Source organism: Sphingomonas sp. (genome assembly GCF_013816785.1).
Classification (GTDB): domain Bacteria; phylum Pseudomonadota; class Alphaproteobacteria; order Sphingomonadales; family Sphingomonadaceae; genus Sphingomicrobium.
Genome location: NZ_JACDDV010000007.1, coordinates 15997 through 31448 on the forward strand (window position 1 = coordinate 15997; position 15452 = coordinate 31448).

At 63.3% G+C, this 15452-nt stretch carries 12 protein-coding genes; 6 read left to right on the plus strand and 6 right to left on the minus strand.

Features of this window, described 5'->3' with window-relative positions; all coding sequences use genetic code 11:
• Positions 1–15: 15 nt before the first annotated feature.
• Together H0W65_RS03050 and H0W65_RS03055 are read right to left on the minus strand one after the other, a co-directional pair.
• Complete coding sequence (locus H0W65_RS03050; RefSeq protein WP_294003665.1) at positions 16–822, minus strand: response regulator; 807 nt, start codon at positions 820–822, stop codon at positions 16–18.
• Positions 819–1994, minus strand: a complete 1176-nt coding sequence (locus tag H0W65_RS03055; protein ID WP_294003666.1) for a sensor histidine kinase — start codon at positions 1992–1994, stop codon at positions 819–821. Before H0W65_RS03055 ends, H0W65_RS03050 begins: the two co-directional genes overlap by 4 nt.
• Before the next feature lie 118 nt (positions 1995–2112).
• On the opposite strand from H0W65_RS03055, the gene H0W65_RS03060 reads away from it, so the two are divergent.
• From H0W65_RS03060 to H0W65_RS03075, 4 genes are all read left to right on the plus strand, one after another.
• Entirely contained in the window at positions 2113–2703 is a 591-nt protein-coding gene (locus H0W65_RS03060) for an HD domain-containing protein (RefSeq protein WP_294003667.1), read from the plus strand.
• A gap of 21 nt (positions 2704–2724) precedes the next feature.
• The gene (locus H0W65_RS03065) at positions 2725–4650 is read left to right on the plus strand and encodes a M1 family metallopeptidase (RefSeq protein ID WP_294003669.1); all 1926 of its coding nucleotides are present in this window, start codon (positions 2725–2727) and stop codon (positions 4648–4650) included.
• Positions 4651–4706: 56 nt separating this feature from the next.
• A complete protein-coding gene (locus H0W65_RS03070; protein WP_294003671.1) occupies positions 4707–7043 on the plus strand; it encodes a bifunctional diguanylate cyclase/phosphodiesterase in 2337 nt (778 codons plus the stop codon).
• Positions 7044–7205: 162 nt separating this feature from the next.
• The gene (locus tag H0W65_RS03075) at positions 7206–9131 is read left to right on the plus strand and encodes a TonB-dependent receptor (protein ID WP_294003672.1); all 1926 of its coding nucleotides are present in this window, start codon (positions 7206–7208) and stop codon (positions 9129–9131) included.
• Here the strand turns inward: H0W65_RS03075 and H0W65_RS03080 are convergent.
• From H0W65_RS03080 to H0W65_RS03090, 3 genes are all read right to left on the minus strand, one after another.
• Positions 9128–11482 carry a PAS domain-containing sensor histidine kinase gene (locus H0W65_RS03080; protein WP_294003734.1) on the minus strand — a complete coding sequence of 785 codons (2355 nt, stop codon included), beginning with the start codon at positions 11480–11482 and terminating at the stop codon, positions 9128–9130. The genes H0W65_RS03075 and H0W65_RS03080 overlap by 4 nt on opposite strands.
• Positions 11483–11553: 71 nt before the next feature.
• The gene (locus tag H0W65_RS03085) at positions 11554–12069 is read right to left on the minus strand and encodes a flavin reductase family protein (RefSeq protein ID WP_294003675.1); all 516 of its coding nucleotides are present in this window, start codon (positions 12067–12069) and stop codon (positions 11554–11556) included.
• A gap of 33 nt (positions 12070–12102) precedes the next feature.
• A complete protein-coding gene (locus H0W65_RS03090) occupies positions 12103–12879 on the minus strand; it encodes a phenylalanine 4-monooxygenase (RefSeq protein WP_294003677.1) in 777 nt (258 codons plus the stop codon).
• A gap of 302 nt (positions 12880–13181) precedes the next feature.
• Between H0W65_RS03090 and H0W65_RS03095 the strand changes: the two genes are divergently transcribed.
• Entirely contained in the window at positions 13182–13730 is a 549-nt protein-coding gene (locus H0W65_RS03095) for a L,D-transpeptidase family protein (RefSeq protein WP_294003679.1), read from the plus strand.
• Between the two features lie 4 nt (positions 13731–13734).
• On the opposite strand, the gene H0W65_RS03100 is transcribed toward H0W65_RS03095, so the two are convergent.
• On the minus strand, positions 13735–13989 hold the full coding sequence (locus tag H0W65_RS03100; protein ID WP_294003681.1) for a 4a-hydroxytetrahydrobiopterin dehydratase: 255 nt from the start codon (positions 13987–13989) through the stop codon (positions 13735–13737).
• Between the two features lie 372 nt (positions 13990–14361).
• Here H0W65_RS03100 and hppD point away from each other — a divergent pair, with 372 nt between their 5' ends.
• On the plus strand, positions 14362–15450 hold the full coding sequence (gene hppD / locus H0W65_RS03105) for a 4-hydroxyphenylpyruvate dioxygenase (RefSeq protein WP_294003683.1): 1089 nt from the start codon (positions 14362–14364) through the stop codon (positions 15448–15450).
• The last annotated feature ends 2 nt before the right edge of the window (positions 15451–15452 follow it).

Consider the following 15452-nt stretch of genomic DNA (forward strand, 5'->3'; position numbering starts at 1 on the left):
CGCTCATCTCTACCGCTAATGCACGAACCGCGCGACGACGTCGCGGTAGCTGCGGCTGACCTTCACCTGAGCGCCCGAATCGAGCACCAGGAAACATTCGCCATTGGTGTGCGGCTTGACCTGGCGGACGAGGTCGAGATTGACGATGGTCGAGCGGTGGACGCGCTGGAAGCGGCGCGGGTCGAGGCGCTTTTCAAGGTCCTTCATCGTTTCGCGCAGGATCAGCGTGTTCTCACCGGTCTGGATGCACATATAGTCGCCCGCCGCGTCGATCCGCTCGATGGTGTCGACGTCGACCCGGAAAATCTGCCCCTGGTCGCGAATGTTGATCATCTTCTCGAAGCGGTTGGCGGCGGGTCCCTCGGCGGCACTCTCCTCGGCCAGCGTCTCGGCTGCCTCCGGCGCATGCTCGACCAGCGCTTCCTTGAGCCGTTCGGCCTCCTCTGAGCCACGCTTCTCGGCCAGGCGCGTGCGCACCCGGTCGAGCGTGGTCGCCAGCCGGTCTTCGTCGACCGGCTTCATCAGATAATCGACCGCCTGCGCGTCGAAGGCGCGCAGCGCATGCTCGTTGTAGGCAGTCACGAACACGAACAATGGCGGCTCAACGTCCATCATGCCTGAAATGACCGAGAAACCGTCGAACCCAGGCATCTGAATATCGAGGAAGACGAGGTCGGGCTTATGGGTCTTGATCGCGCGGATAGCCTCGCGCCCGTTGGCGGCGGTCGCCACCACCTCGACATCGTCGTGAGCCTCGAGCCGCAGGCGCAGTCCCTGCGTGGCGAGCGGCTCGTCGTCGACGAGAATGGTCCTGATAGTCATGACTGGTCCCTTTGGTCGGAATCGAGGGGAAGTTCGATGATAACGCTGAACCCACCCCGTTCGTTCGCTCGCGTTGAAAATGCATGCGCCGGGCCATAGGCCTGCGCCAGCCGGTCCTGGATATTGGCCAGGCCAACCCCCATCGACTGGGTATCAATCGGGGCCCCGCCCGAGCCGGGACCGCTGTCGGCGACCTCGATCCGCACAGCGCGGCCTTCGCGCCGGGCTGTGACCCAGATGTCGGCGCCGTTCTCGGCCGGGGTAACGGCATATTTGATCGCATTTTCGACCAACGGCTGGAGCAGCAGCGACGGCAGCCGCGCGCCGATCGTTTCGCCATCGATCTTGAAGTGCGGCCGAAGCCGATCTTCGAACCGCATCTTCTCGATCTCGAGGTAAAGCTTCAGCGTCTCGACCTCCTGCACCAGCGTCACCTGCGCGGTTGGCTCGTTGACCAGCGTATAGCGCAGGAACGACGACAGCCGCGACAGCATCGCGTTGGCGCGCTCGGTCTGCTTGAGCAGCACCAGTGTCGAAATGCTGTTCAACGTATTGAACAGGAAATGCGGGTTGAGCTGGTAGCGCAACATGGCCAGCTGTGCCGTCGACGCCTGGCTCTCGAGCCGCGAGCGCTGGTCGATCTCGCCCTCCAACAGCAGATAATAATTGATCCCGTAATAAAGCGCCGACCAGGCCGCGAGCAGCGAGAAATCGAGGATGATCGCACCGAAGAATTGCACCCCCGCCGGCCGCGCCTCAGGGTTGATAAAGGTCGCCAGGCTCCACGTCTCGATGAACGAGAAGGCCGCCGAGGCCAAGACCACCGTCGCCAGGCTAATCACCACCGTCCACATCGCCCGCATCACGATAAGGCGTCGGTAGAGCGAAGCCATGAGCAGCGTCAGCGAATAGCCGGTCGCGGTGAGGAGCAGCGTATGGACGACGAACATCGCCCCCATCGAATTGGCGAACCCGGACACCGAGCGAAGCACGAAATAGCCCGACCAGCCGATCGACTGCAGCACCCAGAAGGCGCGATTTTTGTCGTCGAAGAACGGCCGGTCGAGCCCGACGCCCTCGAGAAACGGCCGCGCCGGCCCCTTGCCGCGCGGGCGGGCGAGGCGATTTTCCGCGGCCGCCTCGGCCAGCGCGCGCACGCTATCGCTCGCCATGCCCGCCCTTGATCGCCTCAATGCTTCGCATCAGCGCGCTATAGTCGCGGCTTGCCGCCGCGCCTAGGCTTGGCGTCCGCACGGGTCCGGGTCTAGGGTGGCGACGAGGAGATGGACCATGAACGAGCCTACCGCCCGCGCGACCTTTAGGTCGATGGAGGAATCGACGGCCGAAGACTGGCAGGTGATCGGCGCCAACTTCTTCTCCTATGGCAATGGCCTCGCCGATCGCGTCCTGACCCATCTCAAATTGCTCGACGGCGACTATGGCGGCTTTCCGGTCGACCGGTTGCAGCACAGCCTACAGACCGCGACCCGCGCCCATCGCGGCGGCGAGAGCGAGGAATATGTCGTCACCGCCCTGCTGCACGACATCGGCGACACGCTCGGCAGCTACAATCATCCCGATATCGCCGCCGCGATTTTGAAGCCGTTCGTCAACGATAAGCTGCATTGGATCACCGAGCATCACGGCATCTTTCAGGGCTATTATTTCTTCCACTACCTCGGAATGAACCGCGACATGCGCGAAGCGTTTCGCGGCCATGAACATTATGAGGACACGGCGCGCTTTTGCGAGCTTTACGACCAAAACGCGTTCGACGGTTCCTACGACAGCGCGCCGCTCGAGTTTTTCGAGCCAATGGTGCGGCGCGTGTTCGCCCGGCCGGTCAACAGCGTCTACAAGGCCGTGGCCGAGTCCGGCTGAGCCTTCTTCGGAGAGAAATTCTTGAGCTTTCGCTTGATTTTCGCCGCCGCGGCCGCGCTATCGCTCGCTTCGTGCCAAGGCGCCGACAAGGACGCCCCGCCCGCCGCTGCGGCCGCGAAGGTCTCCGCGATCCTCGACGCGCCCGACGCGGTCGACATCCATAGCTACGCAAAGCCCTTGATCGCCCGCATCACCCACGTCGCGCTCGACCTCGGCGTCGACTTCAGGACTAAACGGATCGGCGGCACTGCGACGCTCGACGTGCAGGCGAAGCCCGACGCAAGGGAAATCATCCTCGACGATCGCGGGCTGGAGATTGAGTCGATCACCGACCCGGCCGGCAAGGCGCTGCCCTATGCGGTCGGCGCCGTCGACCCCAACCTGGGAGCGCCGCTGACCATCCAACTCGGCGCCGCGCGCAAGATACTGATCCGCTACAAATCGGCCGCCGATTCCGACGCGCTACAATGGCTCACACCGGCACAGACCGCGGGCAAGAAGCAACCATTCCTGTTCAGCCAGGGCGAATCGATCGCCAACCGCAGCTGGATCCCGACCCAGGATTCGCCCGGCGTCCGCCAAAGCTGGGAAGCAAAAATCCGCGTCGACCAACCGTTGACCGCGGTCATGTCGGCGCCCCGCGCTGCCGATCCGGCGACCAAAGGCAACAGCCGCATTTTCTCATTCCGCATGGACCATCCGGTCGCGCCCTATCTGATCGCGATCGGCGTCGGCGATCTCAAGTTCCGCCTGCTCGGGCCGCGCACCGGCGTCTGGGCCGAGCCGGCGACGGTGGACAAGGCCGCCGCCGAGCTGGCCGACACCGAAAAAATGGTCGACGCCGCCGAGGCGCTCTACGGTCCTTATCAATGGGGCCGCTACGACATGCTCGTCCTGCCGCCGTCCTTTCCGTTCGGAGGCATGGAAAACCCGACCCTCACCTTCCTCACCCCTACCTTCATTGCGGGCGACAAAAGCCTCACCAGCCTGATCGCCCACGAACTCGCGCACAGTTGGTCAGGCAATCTCGCTACTAACGCCACCTGGTCCGACTTCTGGCTCAACGAGGGCATGACGACTTATGCCACCAGCCGTATCGTCGAGGCGGTCTATGGACCCAAAGTCGCGCAGCAGCAGATCGCACTCGGCCAGGACGCGATGAATGAGGCGATCAAGGAGCATGGCGGCCCCACCGGTGCTGACACTCAACTTCGCCTCAATCTCAAGGGTCGTCACCCTGACGACGCCACCACCGACATCGCCTATGAGAAGGGCGCCGCCTTCCTCCGCACGATCGAGGCGAGCGTCGGGCGCGACCGGTTCGACACGTGGCTCAAGGGTTGGTTTTCGCGCCACATGTTTCAGCCGGTGACCAGCTCGATCTTTCTCGCCGACATCCGTCAGCACCTGATCAAGGGTGACAAGACGCTCGAGGCGCGGCTGCAGCTCGACCGTTGGGTTTATCGCCCGAGCATCCCCGACAACCTCGCCGCCGCCGACCCCCAGGCCTTCGCCGCGGCCGACGCCGCCGTCGCCGCCTTCAAGCAGCGGACGATGCCTACGGACTGGGCTGGCTGGACGACCGATGAGCGGCTGCGCTTCCTCAACCGAATCGACCGCAAGCAACCGGCCGACCGACTTGCCGCGCTCGACAAGTCGTTCAATTTGTCGCGTTCCGGCAACAGCGAACTGCGCTTCGCCTTCCTCAGCCTGGCCGTCGAAAATCGTTTCGATCCGGCGATTCCGGCGCTCGAGGAGTTCGTGACGATCCAGGGGCGGCGAAGGTTCGTCAAACCGTTGCTGGAGACGATGGCTAAGGACGGAGCGTGGGGCCGGCCGATCGCGGTCCGAATCTATGCCAAAACGCGGCCGCTCTATCATCCCGTGACGGTCCGCGACATCGACAAGCTCGGCATCGGGCCGGAGCCGAAACCGCCCAATTTTTAACCGGGTCGTAACGCTCCCTGTTCTATCCCTTGGCCGTTCACCAAGCGGAAGACCGAATGTACGAGGCCCCTGACCGTTACAAACGAATGATCGCGGCGCGCCTGCCTGGCGGCGAATCGCTGGGCGTTACCTCGCGCGAAAGCGATGAGGGCAGCAGCCCGCTGCGCGATGTGCAGCTCATCGCGCGCGGCCAGCTGGCCCCCTTCTTCGCCGCCGCCAACAGCGTCGCCGCGGTGCTGATGGCAATGATATTAATCGGCCACGTACCATCCTATTATCTGGGCGGCTGGGCGTTGGCGGTCGTCGGACTCAACGTCGGCGCGATGCATCTCGCCCGCACCCAGGCCGTTACCCACGTCGGCCGGTCGGGCCGCAAGGTGCCGCACTGGCTGATGATCGGGGAAGTCGTACTGCGCGCCGCTGTCTGGATGTCGCTCCCGGTGCTTGCCTTCCCCACTCTAGGAGCTGAGAATCAGGTCGTCGCCGCTTCGCTGATGGCTGGCCTCGGAATTGGCGCCCTTGGCCTGGTCGTCGTCCCTTCCTGCGTGACCGGCTGGATGGCGATGTTTACCGCCGGCTTGAGCTACGCGCTTCTGGTCGGTCGCCACTCAATACCCTTCCAGAGCATGCTCGCTATCCTGTTCATCCTCGGCGTGGCCATTTTCGGAGTGCTGACCGTCGCCCGCTGGGCGTTCGGCCAATTGAAGACCAATGCCGATTTCGGCTCCCAGTCGGAAAGCGCCAGCCTGCTGCTGCAGGAATATGAGCAGCGCGGCGTCGGCTGGCTGTGGCAGGTCGATAGCGAAAACCGAGTGACCTACATATCCAGCCGGATGACCTCCCTGCTCGGCCGCCCGGCGACCCAATTGCTTGGCCATTCGCTCCCCGCCCTGCTTGGCGGCAATGCCGACCTTGGCCGGGTGCTGCTCGAAAAGCAGCCGTTCAATTCGCTCGAGATGGAATTGAAGACGGCACGCGGCCCGCGCTGGATTTCGATCGCCGGCGACCCGATCGTCGACACCGCTGGGCGTTTCGAAGGCTTCCGCGGGGTCGGCAGCGACATCACCGACGTACGCCAGACGCAGGAACGGCTGACCAATCTCGCCAACATGGATGTGTTGTCGGGCCTGCCCAACCGCGGCCGCGTCCGCCAGCTGCTGGGCGAAGCGCTGCGCGCCGCGACCAGCGGCAATGTCCCCTGCGCGATCCTGTTCCTCGATCTCGACGGGTTCAAGCCGGTCAACGACACCTTCGGCCATCCCAAGGGGGACGCCGTGTTGCAGGCGGTCGCCAAGCGGCTGTGTGAGGAAGTCGGCCCCGAGGGCCATGTCGGCCGGATGGGCGGCGACGAATTCGCCATCGTCCTCACCGACGCACAGTCGCGCCAAGCGGTCGAGCAGCTGGCCGACAGCATCATCGCCTCGATCGCCGCGCCCTATATGATCGATCAGACCGAAATCCGCATCGGCGTGTCGATCGGCTGCGCCTTCGGCCCGATCGACGGAGCGACGGTCGACGATCTGATCCTCAAAGCCGACCTCGCACTCTACGAGGCCAAGGGCGCCGGCCGCGGCGTCGCCAAATATTTCTCGTCGGAGCTGCAGACCGAGCAGGACGACCGTATCCGTCTCGAGACCGACCTGCGCGGCGCCATCGCCGCCAAGCAATTCCATCTAGTTTACCAGCCGTTGGTCAATGCCAAGACGCAGAAGCTGGTCGGGTTCGAGGCGCTGATCCGCTGGAACCACCCGCAACGCGGCTTGGTGCCCCCCAACGTGTTCATTCCGGTCGCGGAGGAAGCCGGCCTGATGCCGGTGATCGGCGAATGGGTCATCGAAGAGGCTTGCCGCACCGCCGCCACCTGGCCCGAGCCGATTACCGTCGCGCTCAACATCAGCCCCAAGCAGATCGTGCTGCCGGCGTTGCCCAACATCGTCAGCCAGGCGATCGGCCGCAACAAGATCCAGGCCAACCGTCTTGAACTCGAAGTGACCGAAGGCGTGTTTCTGGGCGACAATGGCGCCACGCTCGACGTCCTGAAGCGCCTCCGGGCGCTCGGCGTCGGCATCGCGCTCGACGATTTCGGCACCGGCTACTCGTCGATCGGCTATCTAAACAAGGCGGTGTTCCACAAATTGAAGATCGACGGCAGTTTCGTCCGCGAAGCCGGATCGCGGCCTGAGAATGTCGCGATCATCCAGTCGATCGTCCAGCTCGCCAAGTCGTTCCGCATGTCGATCACCGCCGAGGGGGTCGAAACCGCCGAGGACTTCGAGCGGATGCGCGACCTCGGCTGCGATACCATCCAAGGCTATCTTTTTGGCCGACCCCTAAGCTACGAGCGCGCCAATCAAATGGTCCAGGGCCTGAGCGCCAAGCGGATGGCTGGCTGACCAGGCTACCCGAGTCGAATGCCGCCACGGGCCCGAATTTTCTACGAACGACTATCTCCCAACGACCACTGGGGTGAATCGGGGCTCACCATTCATTCCGATTCTGGCAAACGGGCCCGGCGCGAGTAGACGTATTCCATCGGCGCGATTCAGGGGGAAGAATTGAGCCGCTTATTGACCGCCCGCATGGCCGCGCTGTCGATCGCGGCTTGTGCCATCGCGGCCCCGGCGGTCGCTCAGCGAACCGGTGAAAATGCGGTTACAGCTGCCGATGATGCGTTTGGCACCAGCGTCGGCAATGAGACGATCGGGCTATACAGCACCGACGAGGTCCGGGGCTTCAGCCCGGCGGCGGCCGGCAACATCCGAATTGACGGCCTTTATCTCGGCGGGATCGTCATCGGTAATCAGCGCATCCAGTCGGGGTCAACCGTTCGCGTCGGCTTGTCGGCTCAAGGCTACCCCTTCCCCGCACCGACCGGCATTGTAGAGCTGTCCCTGCGCCCGGCAGGAACGGAGCCGGCCCTTTCCGGCGTTCTTTACGGCGGTATCGCAGGCCAGAACGGGTTCGATCTCGACGGGCAGCTGCCGATCAGCAACACGCTGAGCTTGGCAGGGGGCATCGCCTTCAACCGCTATATCGACTTCCCGGGCGGGGATTATGGCGATTATCTGGACATTGGCATCGCCCCGGCCTGGCGCCCGCGCGAGGGGACTGAGGTGCGCGCTTACTATGGCGTTCAATTCGGCCCGACCGATCGCAGCACGCCTTTCACCTTCGTCGCCGGGTCGGAGCTTCCGCCAGAACTTCCCAACCATTTCCAAGGCCAGAAATGGGCCGGTTGGAAGAACCGGTTTGATACGACGGGACTGTTCGGCCACACCACTTTTGGCAACTGGCGGCTGAGCGGTGGCCTGTTCCATCATGTGATTGACAGCAAGCGCAGCTACAACACGCTGTTCGTCAACGCCCAGAGCAACGGCAGCGCCCATTATATAGTCAACATCCATCCGCGGCGCACGACCACCTCCAACGCCGGCGAAATCCGACTGTCGCGTCAATTGGACGAGGGTCCGCGGCATCATGTTGTTCACTTTTCGCTTAAGGGCCGGTCCCGGACCGGTGATTTCGGCGGGGAGCAAGTCGTCGATTTCGGCACAGTCAACCTCAGCGAGGTTCCGCCGGCATTCCCTGAGCCGGACGTCGAGTTCGGCGATGAAACCAAGGACGAGGTGCGCCAATATACGGCCGGGCTAGCCTATCACGGCCGTTGGCAAAGCGTCGGCGAGATCAGCGTCGGCATTCAAAAGACCCGCTACCGCAAAACCGTGGAGCCGCCCCAAGATCCGGCAATTATCACCCGCGCGGACCCGTGGCTGTGGAACGGAACGCTGGCCGTCAATCTTGCAAAGGGGTTAGTCGCCTATGCCGGCTACACCCAAGGCCTGGAGGACAGCGGAGTTGCGCCGGAGATTGCGGTCAACCGCAGCGAGGCCCCTCCCGCGCTCCGCACGTCACAGCGTGACATTGGCCTGCGCTATGCGATCGGGCCGATGCGGCTGGTGGTCGACGGCTTTGACGTTCGCAAACCCTATTTCAACCTTGGCCCCGACCTCAATTATGCCCAGCTCGGCACGGTCCGCCACCGCGGCCTCGAAATCTCGCTCGCCGGCGAACCGATCAAGGGGCTGAACGTGGTCGCTGGCGCGGTAATGATGAAACCGCGAGTCAGCGGGCCTGGGGTGGATCTCGGCCTCATCGGTAAGAAACCAGTCGGCCAGGCCGAGCGCTCGGTCAGCCTCTATCTGGACTATCGCCTGCCGTGGACGCCTAGATTATCCCTGAACCTCGGCGTTCAGCATCTTGGCAAGCGCCCGGCCAACGTTGACAATTCGCTGATCGTTCCTGGCCGTACGCTCGTCAATTTGGGTACCCGCTACCGCTTCCAACTCGCGGATTTCCCAGCAACGCTCCGCTTGCAGCTGACCAACCTGTTCAATGATTATGCGTGGAATGTGACCGGTGGTGGCGGCTTTCGCCGCGTCCCACCCCGGCGAGCCAACGCCAGCCTGTCGGTCGACTTCTAGGTCTGGAGCGCATCCCTCACCGCCTGGTCGAGCGCGGCGGGGCGAAACGGCTTGGCGAGGATGATCGCTCCGGGTGCCGCGGCGCGTATCGCCTCGGTCTCGCTGTAACCGGAAACGAACAAGATCGGCTGGTCGGCCGTGCTGGCGAGAATCCGTTGCGCGACCTCGGCCCCGGACAGGCCAGGCATGACATAATCGATGATTACCAGGTCGGGCTTTGTCTCGGCATAGCGACGGATACCCTGTTTGCCGTCCGCCGCCTCGATCACGCGGTGGCCATATTCGGCCAAGGTAGCGGCGATGAAGCTGCGCACGTCGTCGTCGTCGTCGATCACCAGCACCGATGCACCGCCGCGCTCGCGGCGAAGCTCATCACCCGTCCTGCCACCGCTCAGTGGTACTTCTCCGTCCTGCTCGGCTCGCCGGAAGAACAGCTTGACCGTCGTGCCGACCCCAGGCTCGCTCTCGATCCGAGCGGTGCCGCCCGACTGACGCGCCATGCCATAAACCATCGACAGGCCCAGCCCGGTGCCCTTACCGACCTCTTTGGTGGTGAAGAATGGTTCGAACGCGCGCGCCGCAATGTCCGGCGTCATGCCACTGCCGGTGTCGGCAATCGCCAACTCGATATAATCGCCGGAATCCAACTCCGGGTCATCCTGGACCCGGACTAGCTGGCTGGTAAATGTTAACGTGCCGCCATCGGGCATCGCGTCGCGGGCGTTGATCGCGAGATTGAGCACGCCGACCTCAAGCTGGGTCGGGTCGGCCATCACCGGGATGAGATAATCGTCGAGGTCGAATTTCTTGTCGATCCCCGGTCCCAGCACGTTGCGCAGGATCGGCCCCATTTCCTCGATCAGCGGCGCGACATAAGTCGGCTTGACCTCCAGCCTCTGGACCCGGCTGAAGGCCAGCAATTGAGCGGTCAGCCGCGCCCCGCGCTCGGCCGCCGACAAAGCATTGGCCGCGTAGCGTTGCAGCCTTTTGTCCTCGATCCCCTTTTGGATCAGGTCCAGGCCACCAACTACGACGGTCAACAAATTGTTGAAATCATGCGCTATCCCACCAGTGAGCTGGCCGAGCGCTTCCATTTTTTGGCTTTGGCGGAGCTGGTCCTGGGCCTGCTTCAGGTCGGTGATGTCGCGCGCTTCGAACAGCAAATAGGGTATATCGCCGTCGCCGGTGCGCACCGGTTGAATCGACACGTCGAGCACCGAGGTCGGTGCGCCCTCCCGCTCCATCAGCACTTCGGCGCGAAAGATGTCGCCGCGGGCCGCGCTGGCCACGCCCTCTTTCAACGTTTCCACATGCTGGGGAAAATGTTTGACCGTCGGCGACTCCCACAGCAGCAGGCCGATGGCGCGGCGCGGATCCTCGTCACGCCATGTCGCCGGCGTTTTGTTGACCTCGACCACCGTGCCGTCGGGCTTCAACAAGACGACGATTTCCATCACTGTGTCGAAGATCGCGCGGAAGCGGGCCTCGCTCGCGGTCAACTCGACCGTCCGCTCGGTGACCAGCGCCTTGAGGTTGCCTTCCGCTTCCTTCTCGGCGGTGACGTCCATCGCAACACCGATGAACCCGATCAGTTCGCCGTCCGGCCCGAAGCGGGGCTGCGACACCGATCGAAGCCAGTGATATTCACCGTCAGGGCCGCGGTAGCGCGCCTCGAGCGTGAACGGGGCAAGGCTCGCCTCACCCGCGATGCTGTCGGCTGTCACCCGGTCGAGGTCGTCGGGATGAAGCGCGGTCCGCCAGTCGAACAGGCAGGCTTCCTTGATGCCAAGCCCGACAAACTCCGCATAAGCGTCGTTGACGAAGTCGCGTGTGCGGTCGAGCCGGCTGACCCACATCGGCAAGGGTGCTGAATCGGCAATTCGGCGGAACCGCGCCTCACTCTCCCGTAGCGCCGCTTCCGAGGCGCGCTGCTCGGTCACATCCTCCACGACCATGATGACGCCGCCAACGCTGCCGTCCGGCAGGTAGTGAGGTACATATTGCGCCTGGGTCGCCAACGGTCCGCGAGTGGGATGGTCGAAAGCAGCTGCGAACCATTGTTTTTCGCCGTTCAGCGCGGCTTCGAGCGTTTCCTTGCGGATTTCATAATTGGCCTCGCCCATCACCTCACGCACCGAACGGCCGAGAATTTCTGCGCGCGGCCGTTCAAACCAATCGGCGATCGGCCGGTTCAGAAAGCGGTAGACCAGATCCCGATCGACATAGGCGATCATCACCGGCAGCGAATCGGCAATCGCCAAAATGCCGTGGAAGTCGAACATGGCGGGTGCGGGGGACGCATCGCCCGCTGGCTTGTCGGTCGTCGACTCGCTTACCCCCCGGTGCGCCATGGCCAAAAACTGCTCTCATTTAAGGGGAGAGTCACGCACCCTGTGGATAAGTCGGGTGAACGACTCGATGTTCAGTCGAAATGCAGCCGCCGATAGCGGCCGCGAAAATAGAGCAACGGATCAAGCCCCGGCTCGAAGGTCGCCTTGACCACCTCACCAACCAGAATGAAATGGTCGCCTCCCTCGTGCACCGCGTGCCGAGCGCATTCGAACACCGACAACGAGTCCATCAGCACCGGCACCCCGTGCTCGCCCATTGACCATTCGGTCAGCCCGAAGCGATCTTCGACCCGGGTCGAGAAGGTAATCGAAGCCGGCTGCTGCCCGGTTTGGAGTACATTGACCGCGAACCGCTCGGCCCGCCCGAGCGCCGCCGCGCTGGCCGAGTTAAGCGCCACGCACACCAGCAGTAGCGGCGGGTCGAGACTGAGCGCGGTGAAGCTGTTGGCGGTCAGGCCAACCGGATTTTTCTCGTCATCAAGGCAGGTCACCACCGTGACCCCGGTGGCGAAGCAGCCAAGCGCATCGCGCAGCGTCCGCGGATCGGACCCTGTGCGATATTCCTGCGGCAAGGCGGCGTCACTCATCGCCGTCGCCATAGCGGCAGCCCGTTGCCCCTGTCACCTAGCCAGCGCGCTCAAGCCCGCCAGATCGAGCGATTCAAGGGCCGCCGCCGTGCCTTCGAGTGAATCCGAGACGAAATAGAGCGGCTGGAAGACATCGTTGCGATAGGGCGTGTTCGCGGCAGCAGGCAGCGTAAAGCGCGGCCGCGACAAGTCCGCTTCAAGCGCGACATGCGCTTCGCCAAAGCTCGACGCGAGCCCGGCGCCAAGAATTTTCACCTCTCCCGCCTCGCGCGCCAGCCCGAACTCGACCGTGTGCCAATATAGCCGGGCGATAATCTCGCCATGCCCGGCCGCGATCGCCGCCACGCCGAGCCGCCCGAGCGCCTGCATCAGCCGCGCCACCGGCGGGTGCGCCAGCATCGGCACGTGGCCGAAGATGTCGTGGAAGCAGTCGGGCTCCGTCAAATAGTCGAGGTTGTCGGCGCCGCGAATGAAGTTGCCGATCGGGAATCGCCGCTCGGCCAGCATCGCGAAGAAGGCCGCGTCCGGGACGATGCCCGCGACCGAGGCCAGCCCCCAACCGGTCTCGGGTTGAAGCCGAGCGTTCAATCGCCCAAGCTCGGGAATCCCTGGCTCGTCGAGCCCCAGCGCCGGGATTCCGGCCAGAAACGGGGCCACGATCCGGTTCCCGAGATACGGCACTTGCCGTGTGAACAGCGTGTCCCAAACGCGATGCTCTTCCGCCGTGAATCGCGCCCAATCCTGCGGCACCAGATAGTCGCGCCAACTGGCGGGTGGGCGATCGGCGTTGCTGAAATCGGATTGGTACATCGGACGCTCCTTGAATGGGCAATAAAAAACCCCGCCGGAGCGAGGCTTGGCGGGCGGTGGGTCGGACCGGGACACGATGCCTCAGCCGGTTTCCACCGCGCCAGGATAATAGGAAACCGCCGCGGCCGGGGAGGAGCGAAGAAGCGAGCGGCACTGATCGGCGAGGCGGTTCATGGCTCCTCCTTATCGCCTTAACCCGCTGAACGCTAGCTGTCCGAGCGGACATCGCTTGTTGCGATAACGAAACTAGTGGAACTTTTGTTCCACGCCGGCATTAGGCATTCAAACGAAAGAGCAGCGAAATGAACAAGTTAGTCCTGGCACTGGCGGCAGGAGCGTTCGCCCTGTCGGCGCCCCTTACCCCCGCGATTGCCTCGGTCGAGACCGAAGAAGCGCGCACGGCTGCGCTCGACGCAGCAGAGCTGGCGCGCCAGGACATGATTGCCACGTTCGGCGACAAGCAACTCAAGCCGGGCCAATATTTGTGGGACGCTGACGCCCCCGCTTCGGGCCCGGTCCGGGTGGTGATCAGTCTCGCCGATCAGATGGCCTATCTCTACCGCGGGGGTACGCTGGTTGCAGTGTCGACCATCTCCAGCGGCAAGTCGGGCAACGATACGCCCACCGGCATCTTCCCGATTCTAGCCAAGAAACCGATTTATCACAGCCGCAAATACGACAATGCGCCGATGCCGTTCATGCAGCAGATTGATGAGTATGGCATCGCTCTGCACGCCGGCATGAACCCCGGCTATCCCGCCTCGCACGGCTGCGTCCGCCTGCCGGCGAAATTCGCGGCCAAGCTTTATGGCGTGACCGAGCTCGGATCGGAAGTCCTGATCGCGAGCTGACGCGTCAAGCGAGGGCGTCGATCGCACTCGCCAGCGCTACATCCCGCTCGGTCACCCCGCCGGCATCATGGCTGGTCAGGCGGAAGTCCACGCGATTCCAAACATTGGTGAATTCGGGATGATGGTCGACCTTCTCGGCGTGCATCGCGACGCGGGTGAGGAAGGCGAACGCCTCCGAAAAATCGGCGAACCGAAAACTCTTCTCGATTGCCTTGCCGTCGCCGCTCGCGGTCCAGCCGCCGGGGATGTCCATGGTCATTCCTCGTCTTGCCAACCATAGCGGGCGGCCCAAAAATCGCCGCTCCGCAGGCAGGTTATCCGACCATGCCGCGCGAATGCCCCAAATGCCAAGGCTCCAGGGACGAGGGCTAGTTATCGCGTCCTGAGTCGTGTGAAAACCCTGTCCTATTGTAACCGTATAGGTTATATGTCGCTCGATGTGCGCCCTTGCTTCCTGGATCACCCTTCTTTGCGCGACCAGAACACGCGCGGCCATCGAACGGCACGGATTCGTGCTCCACCATCAACTTCATCAACTTTCCCTCCGTGGAAATCCAACGGATCGCGTTCCCGGCCTTGCCAATTTGCCCTTCGCGGAGCAGGGACTCGGGCCGAAAAGGAGATTTTCGCCATGGCCACCGCCACCGCCGAGAAAAGCCCGCTCGGCCTCGACAATCCGATGGGCACCGACGGCTTCGAATTTGTCGAATATGCCGCGCCCGACCCCGAGCTGCTGCGCTCGCTGTTCGCCAAAATGGGATTCCCCGCCGTCGCGACCCACAAGCGCAAGAATGTCACGCTCCACCGCCAGGGCGACATCAGCTTCATCATCAACGCCGAGGCGAATAGCTTCGCCGAGGAATTCGCCAAGGACCACGGACCGTGCGCCTGCGCCATGGCGTTCCGCGTCAAGGATGCCAAGGCAGCGCACGCCCGCGCGCTCGAACTGGGCGCGATCGACCTCAAATCGGACGTCGCCGAGGGTGAGCTCGACATTCCGGCTATCGAGGGCATCGGCGGCTCGCGCCTCTATCTGGTCGACCGCTACGGCGCCGCCGGATCGATCTACGACGTCGATTTCGACTTCGAGCCGGGCTTCGAGGCGATGGAGGCCGACGCCGCCAGCCACCTCACCTACCTCGACCATCTGACCCACAATGTGAACCGCGGCCGGATGAACCATTGGGCCGAATTCTACGAACGGCTCTTCAACTTCCGCGAAATCCGCTACTTCGACATCGAGGGCAAGCAGACCGGACTTATTTCCAAGGCGATGACATCGCCCTGCGGCAAGCTTCGCATCCCCTTGAACGAGAGCCAGGACGACAAGAGCCAGATCGAGGAGTTTTTGCGCGATTACAAAGGCGAAGGCATTCAGCATATCGCGCTGGGGTCAGACGACATTTATGCCGCGGTCGACATCCTGCGCAGTCGCGGCATTCCGTTCCAGGACACGCCAGACACTTATTACGAGTTGGTCGACGAACGGGTGAAGGACCACGGCGAACCGACCGCCGAACTTGAAAAGCGTCGCATCCTGGTCGACGGCGCCCCGACCGAGGACCAGGGCCTGTTGCTCCAGATCTTCACCCAAAATGTGATCGGCCCGATCTTCTTCGAGATCATCCAACGCAAGGGCAATGAGGGTTTCGGCGAGGGCAATTTCAAGGCCTTGTTCGAGAGCATCGAGCTTGATCAGATGCGGCGAGGGGTCATCTAACA